13 protein-coding genes are annotated in these 15,762 nt (G+C 54.3%); 11 read left to right on the top strand and 2 right to left on the bottom strand.

Annotation, left to right across the window (positions count from 1 at the left end; genetic code table 11):
• The first annotated feature begins 183 nt into the window (after positions 1 to 183).
• The 7 genes from FHS18_RS01465 (at position 184) to FHS18_RS01435 (ending at position 6,297) form a co-directional block, all read left to right on the top strand.
• Positions 184 to 678, top strand: coding sequence for a phosphatidylglycerophosphatase A family protein (locus FHS18_RS01465; protein WP_183596167.1), 495 nt, complete (start codon positions 184 to 186; stop codon positions 676 to 678).
• A 212-nt stretch (positions 679 to 890) separates the two neighbouring features.
• Entirely contained in the window at positions 891 to 1,085 is a 195-nt protein-coding gene (locus tag FHS18_RS01460; RefSeq protein ID WP_183596165.1) for a glutamate decarboxylase, read from the top strand.
• Between the two features lie 35 nt (positions 1,086 to 1,120).
• Entirely contained in the window at positions 1,121 to 1,993 is an 873-nt protein-coding gene (gene accD, locus FHS18_RS01455; RefSeq protein WP_183596164.1) for an acetyl-CoA carboxylase, carboxyltransferase subunit beta, read from the top strand.
• Positions 1,983 to 2,999, top strand: coding sequence for an acetyl-CoA carboxylase carboxyltransferase subunit alpha (locus FHS18_RS01450; RefSeq protein WP_183596162.1), 1,017 nt, complete (start codon positions 1,983 to 1,985; stop codon positions 2,997 to 2,999). The genes accD and FHS18_RS01450 overlap by 11 nt, the downstream gene beginning before the upstream one ends.
• A 501-nt stretch (positions 3,000 to 3,500) precedes the next feature.
• Positions 3,501 to 5,252 carry a pyruvate kinase gene (gene pyk / locus FHS18_RS01445; RefSeq protein WP_183596160.1) on the top strand — a complete coding sequence of 584 codons (1,752 nt, stop codon included), beginning with the start codon at positions 3,501 to 3,503 and terminating at the stop codon, positions 5,250 to 5,252.
• Between the two features lie 156 nt (positions 5,253 to 5,408).
• Positions 5,409 to 5,885: an acyl-CoA thioesterase gene (locus tag FHS18_RS01440; RefSeq protein ID WP_183596158.1), complete on the top strand. Its 477-nt coding sequence runs from the start codon at positions 5,409 to 5,411 to the stop codon at positions 5,883 to 5,885.
• Positions 5,886 to 5,904: 19 nt separating this feature from the next.
• Entirely contained in the window at positions 5,905 to 6,297 is a 393-nt protein-coding gene (locus FHS18_RS01435) for an FxsA family protein (RefSeq protein ID WP_183596156.1), read from the top strand.
• Positions 6,298 to 6,328: 31 nt separating this feature from the next.
• On the opposite strand, the gene ytvI is transcribed toward FHS18_RS01435, so the two are convergent.
• Positions 6,329 to 7,444, bottom strand: a complete 1,116-nt coding sequence (gene ytvI / locus FHS18_RS01430) for a sporulation integral membrane protein YtvI (protein ID WP_183596154.1) — start codon at positions 7,442 to 7,444, stop codon at positions 6,329 to 6,331.
• 450 nt (positions 7,445 to 7,894) lie between these two features.
• On the opposite strand from ytvI, the gene ppk1 reads away from it, so the two are divergent.
• Positions 7,895 to 9,958: a polyphosphate kinase 1 gene (gene ppk1 / locus FHS18_RS01425; RefSeq protein ID WP_183596152.1), complete on the top strand. Its 2,064-nt coding sequence runs from the start codon at positions 7,895 to 7,897 to the stop codon at positions 9,956 to 9,958.
• Here ppk1 and FHS18_RS01420 read toward each other — a convergent pair.
• Complete coding sequence (locus FHS18_RS01420) at positions 9,949 to 11,478, bottom strand: Ppx/GppA family phosphatase (protein WP_183596150.1); 1,530 nt, start codon at positions 11,476 to 11,478, stop codon at positions 9,949 to 9,951. The two genes, ppk1 and FHS18_RS01420, sit on opposite strands and share 10 nt — an antisense overlap.
• A gap of 299 nt (positions 11,479 to 11,777) precedes the next feature.
• On the opposite strand from FHS18_RS01420, the gene citZ reads away from it, so the two are divergent.
• From citZ to mdh, 3 genes are all read left to right on the top strand, one after another.
• Positions 11,778 to 12,893, top strand: a complete 1,116-nt coding sequence (gene citZ, locus FHS18_RS01415; protein ID WP_183596148.1) for a citrate synthase — start codon at positions 11,778 to 11,780, stop codon at positions 12,891 to 12,893.
• Between the two features lie 208 nt (positions 12,894 to 13,101).
• Positions 13,102 to 14,394 carry an NADP-dependent isocitrate dehydrogenase gene (gene icd, locus FHS18_RS01410; protein WP_183596146.1) on the top strand — a complete coding sequence of 431 codons (1,293 nt, stop codon included), beginning with the start codon at positions 13,102 to 13,104 and terminating at the stop codon, positions 14,392 to 14,394.
• Positions 14,395 to 14,809: 415 nt separating this feature from the next.
• Positions 14,810 to 15,751 (top strand): malate dehydrogenase, encoded by a 942-nt coding sequence (gene mdh, locus FHS18_RS01405; protein ID WP_183596144.1) that lies wholly within the window; start codon positions 14,810 to 14,812, stop codon positions 15,749 to 15,751.
• The last annotated feature ends 11 nt before the right edge of the window (positions 15,752 to 15,762 follow it).

Genomic DNA, 15,762 nt, shown 5'->3' with positions numbered 1-15,762 from the left:
CGACTAGGCGCATACATTTAGGAGACACGGAGCGTTAGAAGCACCGTTAGGCCCCCTGGCAAGGCGCCTTACGCCCGCTCCGACATTTCGCCGCTTGAACGTCAACATCGCATGTCCATGCTTGAATCCGAGTCTGGCGGTGAACCTGCGTGTTCGTACAAGCGTAAAGCGGAGGGATGAACAATGTCGACCGAGATGGTAAAATGGCTGGAAAGCCGCGGTGTGACGGTTGCCGATGTAGCCGATATCGTTTTTTCGCTGCAGCGCCCGTACAACCCTGACCTGATGCTAGCCGAGTGTGAAGAAAGCGTGCTGGCCGTACTTGGCAAGCGCGAAGTGCAGTACGTGCTCTTCACCGGAATCGCCCTTGACGAGCTTGCCGAGCGCAAGCTGCTGCCCGAGCCCCTGCAGGCCATCATGGAAGCGGACGAGTCGCTTTATGGTGTGGATGAGACGCTTGCGATGGGCATAACCAATGTATATGGTATGATCGGATTGACCAGCTTCGGTTATTTAGATAAAGTGAAGCCTGGCATTATTAGGCGGCTGAACGAAAAAGGCAAACATATTCACGTGTTTCTCGATGATCTGGTCGCAGGGCTTGCGGCTGCGGCCTCGGCCAGAATCGCGCATCAGGATCCGAAAGCTGTTCGGTACAACATCCCGGACAGCCCATAAAAAACGAGGGGGCGGTCGATGTCTGGCCGCCTTCTTCGGCCCGAAGTTTCGAAGGTACCGGCATGTCCCAAGATGTGGCAAGCTATCGCATTGCGAGCAAAATAGCATTTATGGTATCATTATGGCATCATATGCCCGGATACCGTGCTTTACGTAATACGCGCATGCGGTGGCTATTGCAGCAGGGTTTACAATGTCAGGAGGTACCTTTCATGTGGACGGTCATCTATATCGCGCAGACACCTAAGATTGCGGAAACTATTAAAAACCGGCTCACTCAGGAAGGGTTTCTCGTCAAAATCCGGCCGATCAACGTATCCAAGCAGCAGTTTGAGGTACTGGTCCCTTCTGGCGAGCTGGAAGAAGTGCAGGAAGTACTCAACAACATTTTGAATTCGCAACGTTAGGTTAAAAACTACTGCGCCCCAAAGAGGTGTCTCTTGTGTTCAAGGACTTATTTCATAAAAAGAAATATGCGACGATTCCTTCCGGCCAGCAGCGGACGAAACCCGATCTGCCCGAAGGACTAATGACCAAATGCCCAAAATGCGGCAATATACAATTCAGCAAGGAACTGGAGAAGTCGCTCAAGGTTTGTCCGAGCTGCGGCCATCATCTCCGCCTATCCGCCTGGGAGCGGATCGGCATGATTCTGGATGAAGGCAAGTTGAACGAATACGACGCGGAGATGGAATCGACAGACCCGCTCGGCTTCCCCGACTATGCCAGCAAGATCGAGGTTCAGAAGAAGAACTCCGGTCTGCGCGACGCCGTTGTTACCGGTGACGGTACGATCGGCGGATTCCCGGTCGTGCTTGCTGTGATGAGCTTTGATTTCTTCGCAGGCAGCATGGGATCGGTCGTAGGCGAGAAGATTACGCGCGCGATCGAACAAGCCCACGCGAAGAAGCTGCCGATGATCATCTTCTCGACTTCGGGCGGCGCCCGCATGCAGGAGAGTATTCTCAGCCTCATGCAGATGGCGAAGACAAGCGCCGCGCTGGCGAAGTTCCAAGGCGCAGGCGGCCTGTTCATCTCCGTGCTGACCGACCCGACGATGGGCGGCGTATCGGCGAGCTTTGCTACTCTAGGCGATTACAACTTGGCCGAGCCTGGCGCGGTTGTCGGCTTCGCGGGCCGTGTCGTCATCGAACAGACGATTCGCCAGAAATTGCCGGACAACTTCCAGACGGCGGAATTCAACTTGCAGCATGGACAGCTGGATAAAGTCGTTCATCGCAAGGAATTGAAGCCGTTGCTCATCAAGCTGCTAGACATGCATTCGGTAAAGGGGGATAACTCCTATGGCGGGTGAACTTCCATTTGAGAAGCCGCTTATTGATCTACGCAACAAGATCGCGGAGCTGAAGAAGGTAAGCGAAGGCTCCGGGATCGATTTCTCCGACGAGATTTCGCGTCTTGAGGAACGGTGCCGCCAGCTGCAAGAGGAACTTTACAGCGAGCTGACGCCTGCCCAGAAGATGCATCTCGCACGTCATCACCAACGTCCGACATCGCTCGATTACATACATGAGGTGTTTACCGATTTTATTGAGCTTCATGGGGACCGGCTGTTTGCGGACGATCTGGCGATTGTAGGCGGATTGGCCAAGCTGAACGGCGTACCGGTAACGGTCGTCGGCCATCAGCGCGGCAAAGATACGAAGGACAATATCGCCCGTTTCTTCGGGAGCCCCCATCCGGAAGGTTTCCGGAAGGCGCTTAGGCTGATGCAGCAAGCAAGCAAATTCGGCCGTCCGATTATTACCTTTATTGATACGAAGGGCGCATATCCGGGTAATACTGCAGAAGAGCGCGGTCAATCCGAAGCGATCGCCCGCAATCTTCGCGAGATGGCGACGCTCGGCGTGCCAATCGTCTGCGTGGTCATCGGCGAAGGCGGCAGCGGCGGCGCATTGGCGTTAGGCGTCGGCAACCGTGTCCTCATGCTCGAGAACGCGATTTACTCGGCTATCTCGCCTAACGGAGCGGCATCGATTCTCTGGAAGAATGCTGCGCGTGCCGATGAGGCCGCTTCGGTCATGAAGATTACCGCAGCCGACCTGGAAGCGTTCGGCATCGTCGAAGAGATTATTCCGGAGCCGCAAGGCGGCGCGCATCGCGATCTGGCGACCCAGTCCGAATCGATCCGCGAAGCGCTGTGGCGCCACATTCAGGAATTATCGAAGATGACGAGCGAGCAGCTGATCGAGGACCGTTACGCGAAGTTCCGTAAGATCGGCGAGTTCCGCGAGCCGGCCCCGGCGAAGGCGCAGGGCGACGCGATCGAACCGGCAGCAGCGGAATCCGCTCAAGTATAGCGGTCTTAAGTTCAAGAAGGCGCATCCGACCTACGGCTGCGCCTTAGCCGCGCGTACGGTATTGTTAACCGTTTGTGAAGATCGTGAAGCTGTGTGGATCTCGAAGCGAAGCTTCAAAGAAAAGTAAAGCGTGTCCGCGCAGGACGTCAAGCGAAGGTCAGCACATGTAAGCTTCGATCGCACGAAGCCCCAGTTTTCCTCCCCAAGGCACAACGTCACGTATGGAAGCGGGCATTAAGCTTTGTCCGCAGGACAACGCGAGTCTTAATTCGAAAGGACACATCGAAGACGGCGGCGTTACAATGACACTAGTTTTGGGTGTGCAGAGGGCCGAGGCCCTTGCATCCCCTCCGCTGGAGGGGTGGGGGAGGCGAAAAAAGCGGGTTCCAAAGGGCGAAGCCCTTTCACGCCCGCGCCTTTTACATTTGATGTCGAATCGTGTAAGTTTAGTGGTATGGAACAACAAATAAGTTAATAGTTAGCGGAGGTATGGAAATAGTTATGCGTAAAACAAAAATTGTTTGTACAATCGGCCCGTCCAGCGAGTCGCTCGAGAACACGAAGAAACTGATCAATGCGGGCATGAACGTCGCTCGTCTGAACTTCTCCCACGGTGACTTCGAAGAGCACGGCGGCCGGATCAAGAACATCCGCCAAGCAAGCCAGGAGCTCGGCAAGACAGTCGCAATCCTGCTGGATACGAAAGGTCCTGAGATCCGTCTGGGCAAGCTGCAAGACGAGTACGAACTGATTCAAGGCGAGACAGTTACGTTGACGACAGAAGAAATCGTCGGCACGAAAGACCGCCTGCCAGTGACGTATACGAACCTGCCGCAAGACGTGAACGTGGGTTCCTCCATTCTGATCGACGACGGCTTGATCGGCCTGACGGTTGAAGAGATCAACGGCACGGAGATCAAATGCCGCATCGTCAACAGCGGTCCGGTGAAGAGCAAGAAAGGCGTTAACGTACCAGGCGTACATATCTCCTTGCCAGGCATCACCGAGAAAGACGCGAACGACATCGTATTCGGCATCGAGCAAGGCGTCGACTTCATCGCCGCTTCCTTCGTTCGTAAAGCCAGCGACGTACTGGAGATCCGCGAACTGCTCGAGAAACACGGTGCTTCCCACATCCAGATCATCTCCAAGATCGAGAACCAACAAGGCGTGGACAACCTCGATGAGATTTTGGAAGTTTCCGACGGCCTGATGGTAGCCCGTGGCGACCTCGGCGTTGAGATTCCTGCGGAAGAAGTGCCGCTCGTTCAAAAAACGATGATTCAAAAATGCAATAAAGCCGGCAAACCGGTCATTACGGCAACGCAAATGCTCGATTCGATGCAACGCAACCCGCGTCCTACGCGCGCTGAGGCTTCCGACGTAGCTAACGCGATCTTCGACGGCACGGATGCGATCATGCTTTCCGGCGAAACGGCTGCCGGTAAATACCCGGTTGAATCCGTTCAGACGATGTCTCGCATCGCGGTACGCGCTGAATCCGCGCTGGAGTATCGTGAAATCTTCACGAAGCTTGCGAACGCGCAGCAAACGACGGTAACGGAAGCAATCAGCCAAGCGGTAGCGAATTCCGCGCTGGATCTGAATGCCAAAGCGATCATTACTTCGACGGAGAGCGGTTATACGGCTCGCATGATCTCCAAGTACCGTCCGAAATCGCCGGTTATCGCGGTTACGCCTGTTGAGCAAGTGATGCGCCGTCTGGCACTCGTATGGGGCGTTACGCCTGTAAAAGGCACATCTGCTGAGACAACGGACGAAATGTTCGACATCGCGGTTCGCGGCGGCATCGATTCCGGCATGGTTAAGCTGGGCGATACGGTTATCATTACGGCAGGCGTACCAGTGGGCCGTTCCGGTTCCACGAACCTGATCAAGATTCACACGATCGGCGAACTGCTGGCGAAAGGCCAAGGCATCGGCACGCAAAGCGCAACGGGCAAAATCGTGACTGCGCGCACGCCGCAAGAAGCGATTGCGAAGACGACCGAAGGCTCGATCCTCGTTACAGGTTCCACCGACAAAGAATATATGCCGGCGATCGAGAAAGCGGCGGCAGTCATCACCGAGCAAGGCGGCGTGACTAGCCATGCGGCAATCGTAGCGCTGAACCTGGGTATCCCGGTTATTCTCGGCGTGGAGAATGCGCTCGAAGTGCTTCACGACGGCGCAGAAGTAACGGTCTACGCCGAAGTTGGCGTGATCTATTCCGGCCAAGCGAAAGTTATGTAACGCAAGGCTCTTTACAGCCGTATACAAAGGAAAGACAACAAGAGCGATGGTACCTAAGCGGTACCGTCGCTTTTGTTTCAACATAAAGGAAAGTATAAGTTTCGCGCCTATACTTCGGCCTCTATGTCTCCGGAATCAAGAGAGGAACGTGGATTCATGGAACAAGATCGATCGAACACGCTCTGGCATCTTCATCCGCTCAGGGTGCGGTACCAGGAGACCGACCAGATGGGTGTCGTCTACCATGGCAATTATGTCAATTGGTTCGAGATTGGGCGAACCGAGTTCGTGCGTCATTACGGCATGTCTTACCGCGAGATTGAAGAGAAGGGATTGCTGCTGCCGGTCGTCGATCTGGCGTGCAAGTTTATTCTCCCTGCGAAATACGACGATTGCTTGCTGATCTGCACGGCAGTGGAGGAGTTCTCGCCGATTCGCCTTGCATTTGCATCCGAGATCAGGCGAGTGGAGGCTGGGGCAACATATCCATCGCTGTGCGAAGGAACGCCGCCTGGCGAACTGCTGGTACGGGGCGGGACGAAGCATGTATGGGTGAATAGCGACTTCCGCCCAAGCCGGCTCGATAAGACGCTGCCGGAGCTGTATGCGGAACTTGGCAAGGTCAGCCGATAACGAAGAGAGGATGAACGGCATGCTCAAATGGTTGATAGCAGCTATCATTATCATTCCTGCAGTCGAGATGTGGGGGATTATTCAGGTCGGCCATCAGATTGGCGGCTGGGCGACGTTCGGCCTCATCTTATTGACCGGGTTCGCCGGCGCGCAGCTGGCCCGGCTGGAGGGACGCAAAGCGCTGCAGCAGGTGCAGCAGCAGATGCAGAGCGGGCAGCCCCCGGGTCATGCGATGCTCAACGGCCTGTGCGTGCTGATCGGCGGCTTAATGCTGCTGATGCCGGGCTTTTTCACCGATATCGTAGGCATTACGTTACTGTTCCCGCTCACGCGTCCGTTCTACCGCAAGCTCATCTTCCGCTTCATCGAGAAACGGATCGGACAAGGGAAGTTTACCATCCGCAGATTTTAATCCGTCCTGTCCGTACGCAGCCAAAGAGGGGCTACTTGGCCCCTCTGATTACATAACGGTATAGATCGCGGAACACATTGGCTTTATGTATAGCAGAGAGGATTACGAGCGAGACGGGGCCGATGATAAGGCCGAAGACGCCGAACAGTTTCAGCCCGACGAACATTGCGATTAGGGTTGGCAGAGGATCAAGGCCGACGCTGCTGGCGAGCACTTTGGGCTCGAGCATTTGCCTGGCGATCAGAATGACGCCGTATAGGACGGACAGACCGATCCCGAGCGATATATCGCCGTAGATGAACGTGTAGGCGATCCAAGGGATCATCGCGGCGCCGACGCCAAGATAGGGCAGCAGATCGACCAAGCCGATCAAGAGGCCGATCGAGATCGCATAGTCGACACGGAGGATGAGAAGGCCGATCGTCACGACGCACGCGGTAATGGAGATCATAATGAATTGCGCTCGGAAATAGCCGAATAGCGCTTTTTGCAGATCGTTCCAGACGGCCGAAGTCGACTTCAGGATCGGTTCCGGGAACCAGCTGGATACTTTCACGCTGTGCCGTTGCCAATCTTTGCTGATGAAGAAGGCAGCCAGCAGGACGACGACCAGGATGGTTGCGACGTTCGGCAGCGAGGAGATGAGGGCGACGATCGTGTTCAGAATGGTGGTAATCAAGTCCGAGCTCTTGGAGGCGACCAGATTGGCCGTATCGGATATGCGCGAATTGATCGTGTCCTGATAATTCGGGTTTTCCTTGTAAAAGGTGCTTAGCTTGTCGATCAAATCTTGAATTTCGGGCCTGGCGACGAGCCGTTCGAATTCATTCCGCCACCAGTCAATCGTCGTGTTAAGCGACTTGGAGAGGTGGATAATCTCGACGACGATCCTTGTCACGAGCGCAGACACGATCGTTAGCATAGCCGCTACGAACAGCAGCAAGGTCAGCGTTACGCCGATCCAGCGCGGCAGCTTCAATTTGGCGTGCAGCATGTTGACGATCGGATTGATGGCGTAGGCCAGCAGCCAGCCGATGATGAACGGATAGACAAGCGGCGTTACGTATATCAGCAAAAGGACGAATACGCAAGCGGCGAGCAGCACGATCAGGCTGCGGCCGATCCGGCGCGAAGTGGTTCGATCCATAAGCTAAGCCCCCTTTGATCAAGAGAAAAGCTATACCGATTGTAGCATTCGATGACGGACATGACCAAAACCGACAAAATCGTTACGCTTTCGGTTTCTTTACGTTCTTTTTACAATCCCTTAACATCTCGCGAACAGATATGACACATAATGGGACATGACCTATGTTTGCCATAACTATGTAGTCGTAGTAATTATATGGTATCCTGAACGAATGTCTTTCTTGAAATACAAATATTTATAATACACGCTTATAAATCATCTTGTATTTCTCCGGAATGAAACGCGCCTGCGCCATCGAGACGGCGTGAGCCGTTTCACCTTGAATGTTTCGTAAAGTATACGACAGCCTTACGGTGATTGGTTTGCGTTCCCAATCGTAAGAAACGGGAATACGGCATTCGCCGGCTTTTAATACTCGTTGCTTGCCTAGGAGGATTGCTGATTTGTATGAATAGACCGCTGCCCCAATACGTGAATCGCGATTTAAGCTGGATCGAGTTTAACCGTAGAGTGCTTCAAGAAGCGCAGGATGGGACGAACCCGCTGCTCGAGAGAGCCAAATTTTTATCGATCGTTTCCAGCAATCTCGATGAATTCATGAGTGTGCGTATGGCCGGCATTCAAGCTCAGATGAAAGCGGGCTATACGAAAAAGGACTTCACGGGCTATACCCCGGCCGGTTTATGGAAACGTCTTATCAAGCGCACGAGCGATATGGTTCATGACCAATATAAGACCTTCCGCGAAGTCATGCGCAGCCTGGCCAAAGAAGGAATCTGCTTCCGCGATCTGTCGGAGCTGAACGCGACGCAGACCAAAGCGGTGGACGATTATTTTTACGATATTGTCTTCCCGGTACTGACCCCGATGGCCGTCGACCAGAGCCGTCCGTTCCCGCTGTTGCATACGAAGGAACTGTATCTGGCGGTTCTGCTGGATAAAGATGATATGCCGCCGGATGACGAACCATTCTTCGCCATTGTGCAGGTGCCTTCGATTCTGCAACGCTTCGTCGCAGTGCCGGTGCGGAACGGCAGCAAGAAAATGGAGTTCGTCCTGCTCGAAGAGCTGATCGAGCGGCATATTAATACGCTGTTCAACGGCTATACCCCGATTGCCGTCCATCCGTTCCGCTTAACCCGCAATGCGGACTTGACGCTGAACGAGGAAGGCGCAGAGGATTTGCTGGAAGAAATCGAGAAGGAGCTCCGCCGCAGACGGTGGGGGATTCCGGTTCGGGTCGAATATGACAAAGGCATGCACCCGTACGCGCTCCAATTGCTCAAGGAAGAGCTCGAGCTTGATGACAATATGTTCGAGATCGATGGCCCGCTCGACTTAAGCTTCCTGATGCGGTTTGCCGGCTCCCTGCCGGGCTATGACGCACTGCGATATGAGCGAATCGAGCCTGTCTATCCGAAGGAATTCGAGCATTCCGACGATATGTTCGCCGTGCTGCGGCAGCAGGATGTACTCTGTTATCATCCTTATGAATCGTTCGAAGCCGTGAATGACTTCGTCACCGATGCGGCGCATGATCCGGACGTGCTGGCAATCAAGATGACGCTGTACCGGGTCAGCGGCCAGTCCGCGCTCGTTCAAGCGCTGGCAATGGCGGCCGAGGCCGGGAAGCAAGTGACCGTGGTAGTGGAGTTGAAGGCTAGATTCGATGAGGAGCGCAATATAGCTTGGGCACGGCAGCTGGAGAAAGCGGGCTGTCACGTCGTCTACGGCCTGGTCGGGCTCAAGACCCACGCGAAGATTCTGCTCGTCGTGCGACGGGAGCAACAGATGCTGCGGCGGTATGTGCATGTCGGGACGGGCAACTATAACGACAACACGGCCAAACTGTACACGGATGTTGGGCTATTCACCTCGCATCCCGTCATCGGCGCGGATGCGTCTGCGCTGTTCAATGAGATTACGGGGTATTCCTCGCCCTATGAATGGAAAGCTTTCGGCGTTGCGCCGACGGATCTGATGGATAAGCTGTTCGGGCTGATCGACCGGGAGAAAGCGCATGCGGCCGAAGGAAAGCCGGCACGAATCGTGGCCAAAATGAACAGCTTATCGAATCAGGAGATGATCGATAAGCTGTACGAGGCCTCGCAAGCGGGCGTGCAGATTGAGTTGATCGTTCGCGGCGTGTGCTGCCTGCGTCCAGGCGTACCCGGCCGAAGCGAGAACATCCGCGTCGTCTCAATCGTCGACCGCTTCCTGGAGCATTCGCGCATCATGATCTTCCATAACGGCGGCGACGAAGAGGTCTATCTGTCCAGCGCGGACTGGATGACGCGCAACTTGACCCGCAGAATCGAGCTGCTCTGTCCGGTGTTCGATCCGAATCTGCGCAAGGTGATGCGGAACATCATCGAGATGAATTTGCAGGATAACGTTAAATCCAGTGAACTGACGCCAAACGGTACGTATCTCAGGCAGAAGGATGAAAGCCAGCCGCTGCGCAGCCAGTTCGCCGCTAAAGATATTGCGCGTTGGAAAAATTACCGGTAACCCGGGAACGATAATTGGGGCGCAAGCCCCCATATCTTCTTGAATTCATGGGCCAGCCCGTCGACCTCTTTGTGCTCGACGACCAGCTGGCCTTCGGCGCGCTCTGCGCATAGCAGCAGCTTGCCGTTATCGACATCGATCGTCAGGCGCTCGATGGCTTGGGTTTCGCTGCGGTCCAGGGCGATCGCAAGCTGAAGCAAGGAGCCGAGCATGCTGATCAAGGTGACGTCCTGCTCATCGAGGATCGGCTTGAATGAAGCCGCGAGCAGTTTGGCGCGGTTTTTGCTTTTGTAAGACGCCGTGCCCGCGCACAGCAGCATCTCGCGATGGGACAGACCGCTCAAATGCGAATTCACCATCAAATAAAACGTATGCTTCGTGTAATCGTAATAGTCGATGCTTGCGCCGATTCGGAACAGCGTCGAGGCGGTATCCAGCCAGACCCGAGCCCGTTCCGGCAGATGGTATTGCGGCGACAGCGCATCGAATAACTGCAGCACGTAGCGGTTCACCGCGGCGACATGCTTCCTCGGGACAGCCGGATGCAGGGCCGCAAGGTTGCTGACACTGTACGTCAGGACATCTGGGAGCTTCGGCTGGTTGGGGAATCGCGTCGCGTAGAACAGGCCGTCCCGCAGGCCGGCGCCGCAGACCAGATAATGTGAGGCGCGCATCGCATGGAACAAGGCGCGCAGGATCGCGACGCCCGGCACGATGATGTCGACGCGGTCCTTGGACAAGCCCGGAAGCTTGCGGCGCTTGTCGAGCGGCATCTTGCGGATCTGCTCGAATAGCAGATCGACATCCTGCCCGGGAATCGGGTAGTTGTGATAGCTTTGGAACGTGTATTTGACGTGGGCTTGATGAATCTTGCCCAGGCTTCTTACGGTGCCGCCGACGCCGACCAGCGGAAGTCCCGGCGACCAGGCGAGCCACGGTTCTTTGCTTACGGCTTCGGCTACGAATGCTTCAAGCGCCCTCAGGTCCTCGTCTTGCAGAATGCCCTTCGGAGCGAAACGGCGGGACAAGTTCACGCAGCCGAACGGGAACGACACCGATTGCACGAGCGTCCGGTCGCGGAAGAGCGACACCTCCGTGCTTCCGCCGCCGATATCGATCAAGAAGCCGTCGCGGATATCCATCGAGTTGATCATGCCGAGGAAGCCGTAACTCGCTTCCTGCTCGCCGCCTAGCAGCTCGATGGTCAGGCCCGAACCGGCCTCGATTTGCGCGATAACCTCGCTGCGGTTCGCGGCGTTGCGGATGGCCGCTGTCGCCACTGCCCGGATATAACCGGCATTGTGGTAGGCGCATATGAGGCGAAAATGGTTCATCATGTCGATCAGATCCGAGATGACATGATCCGGCACATTGCCGTTCTCGTCGATGAGCTCCGACAACCTGGCGGCGCGCTTGCTCCCGTCGATGACGCGGTGCGCGCCATGGGCGGTCCGTTCATAGACGACCAGCCGGATGGAGTTGGATCCAATATCTATAATGCCGATGCGTTGTTCCGTCATTGCTGATCCTCCAGAAGCTTTTTAATGGGGACAAACTCTATATCGACCATTTTACCACCAGAAGTACCTTTACAAAAAGCGCCGAAAAAGAATGGGTATAATGGTACGAAATTGGGAAAGATTTTTCTGTTGAGGATTGGCAGAAAAAAACTTTGATAAAGGCGATAAATCATTTCTATGTCCGTTTTTGTTCACTTCGTTGTCAAAATCCGATATGATTGATAAGACGATACGGATTCGAATCCCATTTATTGTTACTTTGTTGCCGTAAGGATACCTGAATTAAAGGAGAGAGAAATATGACAGCAACTAAAGGTCTTGAAGGCATCGTTGCCACAACATCCTCGATCAGCTCCATTGTCGACGGCGTGCTGACGTATCGCGGAATCAATATCGATGATCTAGCCGAAAACGCTTCATTCGAAGAAGCTGCTTATTTGCTATGGTACGGCAAGCTGCCTACGCAGTCCGAACTGGATGGCCTGGTGAAGCAGCTGGGCGAATACGCGCCAGTACCGGCTCAAGTTATCGAACAGATCAAACTTTATCCGAAAGATACAAATTCCATGGCTGCACTGCGTTCGGCTGTCTCTGCTCTTGCGCTGTATGACGCGGAAGCTCAGGATATGTCCCCTGAGGCGAACCTGCGTAAGGCGATCAAGCTGCAAGCTCAGCTGCCGACAATCATCGCGGCATTCTCGCGTATTCGCAAGGGCCAAGAGCCGGTTGCTCCTAAGGCCGGCGTATCGGTCGCTTATAATTTCCTATACATGCTGACTGGCCAAGAACCGGATCAAGTTGCGGTCAAAGCGCTGGATCAAGCGCTTGTTCTCCATGCCGACCATGAGCTGAACGCTTCTACCTTCGCGGCCCGCGTTACGGTTGCTACGCTGTCGGATATCTATTCGGGCGTTACTTCCGCGATCGGCGCGCTCAAAGGCCCTCTCCATGGCGGTGCCAACGAAGCGGTTATGGTTATGCTGGAAGAGATCGGCTCCTCCGCTAAGGTGGAATCCGTCATCAACGAGAAACTGGCGAACAAAGAAAAAATTATGGGCTTCGGACACCGTGTATACAAGAACGGCGACCCACGCGCGAAGCATCTGCAGAAGATGTCCCGCGAGCTGGGCAAACTGACGGGCAACATGGAACTGTACGAAATGTCCGTTAAGATCGAAGAGATGGTAACAGGCCAGAAGGGCTTGAAGCCGAATGTCGACTTCTACTCGGCATCCGTCTATACGACGCTTGGCATTGAACGCGATCTGTTCACGCCGATCTTCGCGATCAGCCGCCTGTCCGGTTGGACGGCGCATATCCTGGAGCAGTATGAGAACAACCGTCTCATCCGTCCACGCGCTGAATATACAGGCCCTGTGAATCAGAAAGTAACACCGATCGCTGAGCGGAAATAATCGAGAGAGGTACAATACAGGCGGCCTGAGGACATGCGGAACTCCCGGCGCTTATGAATGTACCGCTTTCACTTACATACCGCTTTGGATGAGCAGGAGGGACTGGCGCGCAGGTTGAACAAGCTGTGCAACAGCCCTCCCGTCATGTTACGATAAGGAATGTTGTCGAAGCAGTTATCTTTACTATATTGAAGGAGGAATTCCATCCATGAAACTCGAGAAATTTGCACTTCCGACTGAAGGCGAGAAAATCACGATTGACAATGGTATCCTGCAAGTACCGAACAACCCGATCATTCCATTCATCGAAGGCGACGGTACAGGCCGCGATATCTGGAAAGCCTCCAAGCGCGTACTGGACGCTGCTGTAGAGAAAGCATATAACGGCGAGAAGAAAATCGCTTGGTACGAAGTGTTTGCCGGCGAGAAAGCATTCAATACATACAACGAATGGCTGCCTAACGATACGCTCGAAGCGATCCGCGAGTACATCGTTGCGATCAAAGGTCCACTGACGACGCCAATCGGCGGCGGTATCCGTTCCCTGAACGTTGCGCTTCGCCAAGAGCTTGACCTGTACGTGTGCCTGCGTCCTGTTCGTTACTTCGACGGCGTGCCTTCCCCGGTTAAACGCCCTGAACTCGTGAACATGGTTATCTTCCGCGAGAACACAGAAGATATCTATGCAGGTATCGAGTATCAAGAAGGTTCCGCAGAAGTGAAGAAAGTAATCGAGTTCCTCCAGAACGAGATGGGCGCGAACAAAATCCGCTTCCCTGAAACTTCCGGTATCGGCATCAAGCCAGTATCCGCTGAAGGTTCGAAGCGTCTGGCTCGCGCAGCGATCGAATACGCGATCAAACACGGCCGCAAGTCCGTTACGCTCGTGCACAAAGGCAACATCATGAAATTCACGGAAGGCGCGTTCAAGAACTGGGGCTACGAAGTAGCTGAGCAAGAGTTCGCTGAGCAAACTTTCACATGGGGCCAATACGACCGCATTAAAGAAGAGCAAGGCGTTGACGCAGCTAATCAAGCGCAGAAGGATGCAGAAGCAGCTGGCAAACTCATCGTGAAGGACGCAATTGCGGATATCGCGCTGCAGCAAGTTCTGACTCGTCCGACTGACTTTGACGTTATCGCTACATTGAACCTGAATGGCGACTACCTGTCCGACGCGCTTGCAGCGCAAGTTGGCGGTATCGGTATCGCACCAGGCGCGAACATCAACTACCTAACTGGCCATGCAATCTTCGAAGCTACTCACGGCACAGCGCCTAAGTATGCGGACAAAGACGTTGTTAACCCAGGTTCGGTTATCCTCTCCGGCGTCATGCTCCTTGAGCACCTGGGCTGGCAGGAAGCGGCTGACCTGATCTACAAAGGCATGGAAACTTCGATCAACAACAAAACGGTTACTTACGACTTCGCACGTCTGATGGAAGGCGCAACTGAAGTGAAGTGCTCCGAATTCGCAGACCAAATCATTAACAACCTGTAATATATGAACGTTGCCCGCCTAATTCATGCGACCCCAACGTCGGCTTTGCCTGCTGCTGTACTCATGACCTTAATTTCTCGATATTGGGGAATAATAGGAGTACGTTAGACAAGAGGCAATCTATTCGCCGATAGAGGAAAAGGTCCGGTTAGGCGGGCATCCTTTATAATACAAGCATTTATAAGTTGCACGCTTATAAATCATCTTGTATTACTCCGGAATGAAACGCGCTTGTGCCATGAAAGACGGCGATAGCCGTTTCACCTTGAAATACAAGCATTTATAAGTTACACGCTTATAAATCACCTTGTATTTCTCCGGAATGAAACGCGCTTGTGCCATGAAAGGGCGATAGCCGTTTCACCTTGTAATGCGCCTTTTTTCGACCAGTTCAAAGAGGAGGTAAGTGATAGACATGGCGATTAAACGGAACAAGATTACGGTTGTCGGCGCTGGTTTCACGGGCGCGACAACAGCTTTGATGCTTGCACAGAAAGAACTCGGTGACGTTGTATTGGTAGACATCCCACAGCTGGAGAACCCGACCAAAGGCAAAGCGCTCGATATGCTGGAGTCGACGCCTGTACAAGGCATCGACGCGAGAATTACTGGCACGTCCGACTATGCAGACACGCAGAATTCCGATGTGGTCATCATTACGGCAGGCATTGCCCGCAAGCCGGGCATGAGCCGCGATGACCTCGTGAACACGAATGCCGGCATTGTAAAATCGGTCTGTGAGAACATCAAGGCAACAAGTCCGAACGCTTATGTCATCCTCCTCTCCAATCCGGTTGATGCGATGACGTATGTGGCCTATAACGCGCTCGGGTTCCCGAAGAACCGCGTCATCGGCCAATCCGGCGTCCTCGATACCGCCCGTTACTGTACCTTCATCGCGCAAGAGCTGAACGTGTCCGTCGAAGACGTGCGCGGATTCGTGCTTGGCGGCCATGGCGACGACATGGTGCCGCTTGTCCGTTACTCGAACGTAGGCGGCATTCCGATCGAGAAGCTCATTCCGGCAGACCGGATCGAAGCGATCGTGCAGCGGACCCGCGTGGGCGGCGGCGAGATCGTGAACTTGCTCGGCAACGGCTCAGCCTACTATGCGCCGGCAGCCTCGCTTGTCCAGATGACCGAAGCCATACTGAAGGACAAGAAACGCATACTGCCCGTCATTGCGCTGCTGCAAGGCGAATACGGCTACGACAACTTGTTCATGGGCGTACCGGTCATCTTGGGCGGCGACGGCATCGAGAAAATATTCGAGCTTGAGCTGACGGAAGACGAGAAGGCTGCGCTGGAGAAGTCGGCGAATTCCGTTCGCAGCGTGATTCAGGTTGTCACGGGTTAACCGTTAGGCGT

It is taken from the genome of Paenibacillus phyllosphaerae (assembly GCF_014192105.1).
Lineage (GTDB): Bacteria > Bacillota > Bacilli > Paenibacillales > Paenibacillaceae > Paenibacillus_Z > Paenibacillus_Z phyllosphaerae.
The sequence above is the reverse complement of the archived record's forward strand: the minus strand, read 5'-3'. Positions and strand labels throughout refer to the sequence as shown.

Excerpts from the sequence above, each read along its gene's own strand:
- FHS18_RS01465 (WP_183596167.1), top strand. The coding sequence starts at position 184 with ATGTCGACCGAGATGGTAAAATGGCTGGAAAGCCGCGGTGTGACGGTT.
- FHS18_RS01440 (WP_183596158.1), top strand. The coding sequence starts at position 5,409 with ATGGAACAAGATCGATCGAACACGCTCTGGCATCTTCATCCGCTCAGG.
- citZ (WP_183596148.1), top strand. The coding sequence starts at position 11,778 with ATGACAGCAACTAAAGGTCTTGAAGGCATCGTTGCCACAACATCCTCG.
- FHS18_RS01435 (WP_183596156.1), top strand. The coding sequence starts at position 5,905 with ATGCTCAAATGGTTGATAGCAGCTATCATTATCATTCCTGCAGTCGAG.
- ytvI (WP_183596154.1), bottom strand. The coding sequence starts at position 7,444 with ATGGATCGAACCACTTCGCGCCGGATCGGCCGCAGCCTGATCGTGCTG.
- FHS18_RS01460 (WP_183596165.1), top strand. The coding sequence starts at position 891 with ATGTGGACGGTCATCTATATCGCGCAGACACCTAAGATTGCGGAAACT.
- icd (WP_183596146.1), top strand. The coding sequence starts at position 13,102 with ATGAAACTCGAGAAATTTGCACTTCCGACTGAAGGCGAGAAAATCACG.
- ppk1 (WP_183596152.1), top strand. The coding sequence starts at position 7,895 with ATGAATAGACCGCTGCCCCAATACGTGAATCGCGATTTAAGCTGGATC.
- pyk (WP_183596160.1), top strand. The coding sequence starts at position 3,501 with ATGCGTAAAACAAAAATTGTTTGTACAATCGGCCCGTCCAGCGAGTCG.
- FHS18_RS01450 (WP_183596162.1), top strand. The coding sequence starts at position 1,983 with ATGGCGGGTGAACTTCCATTTGAGAAGCCGCTTATTGATCTACGCAAC.
- FHS18_RS01420 (WP_183596150.1), bottom strand. The coding sequence starts at position 11,478 with ATGACGGAACAACGCATCGGCATTATAGATATTGGATCCAACTCCATC.
- mdh (WP_183596144.1), top strand. The coding sequence starts at position 14,810 with ATGGCGATTAAACGGAACAAGATTACGGTTGTCGGCGCTGGTTTCACG.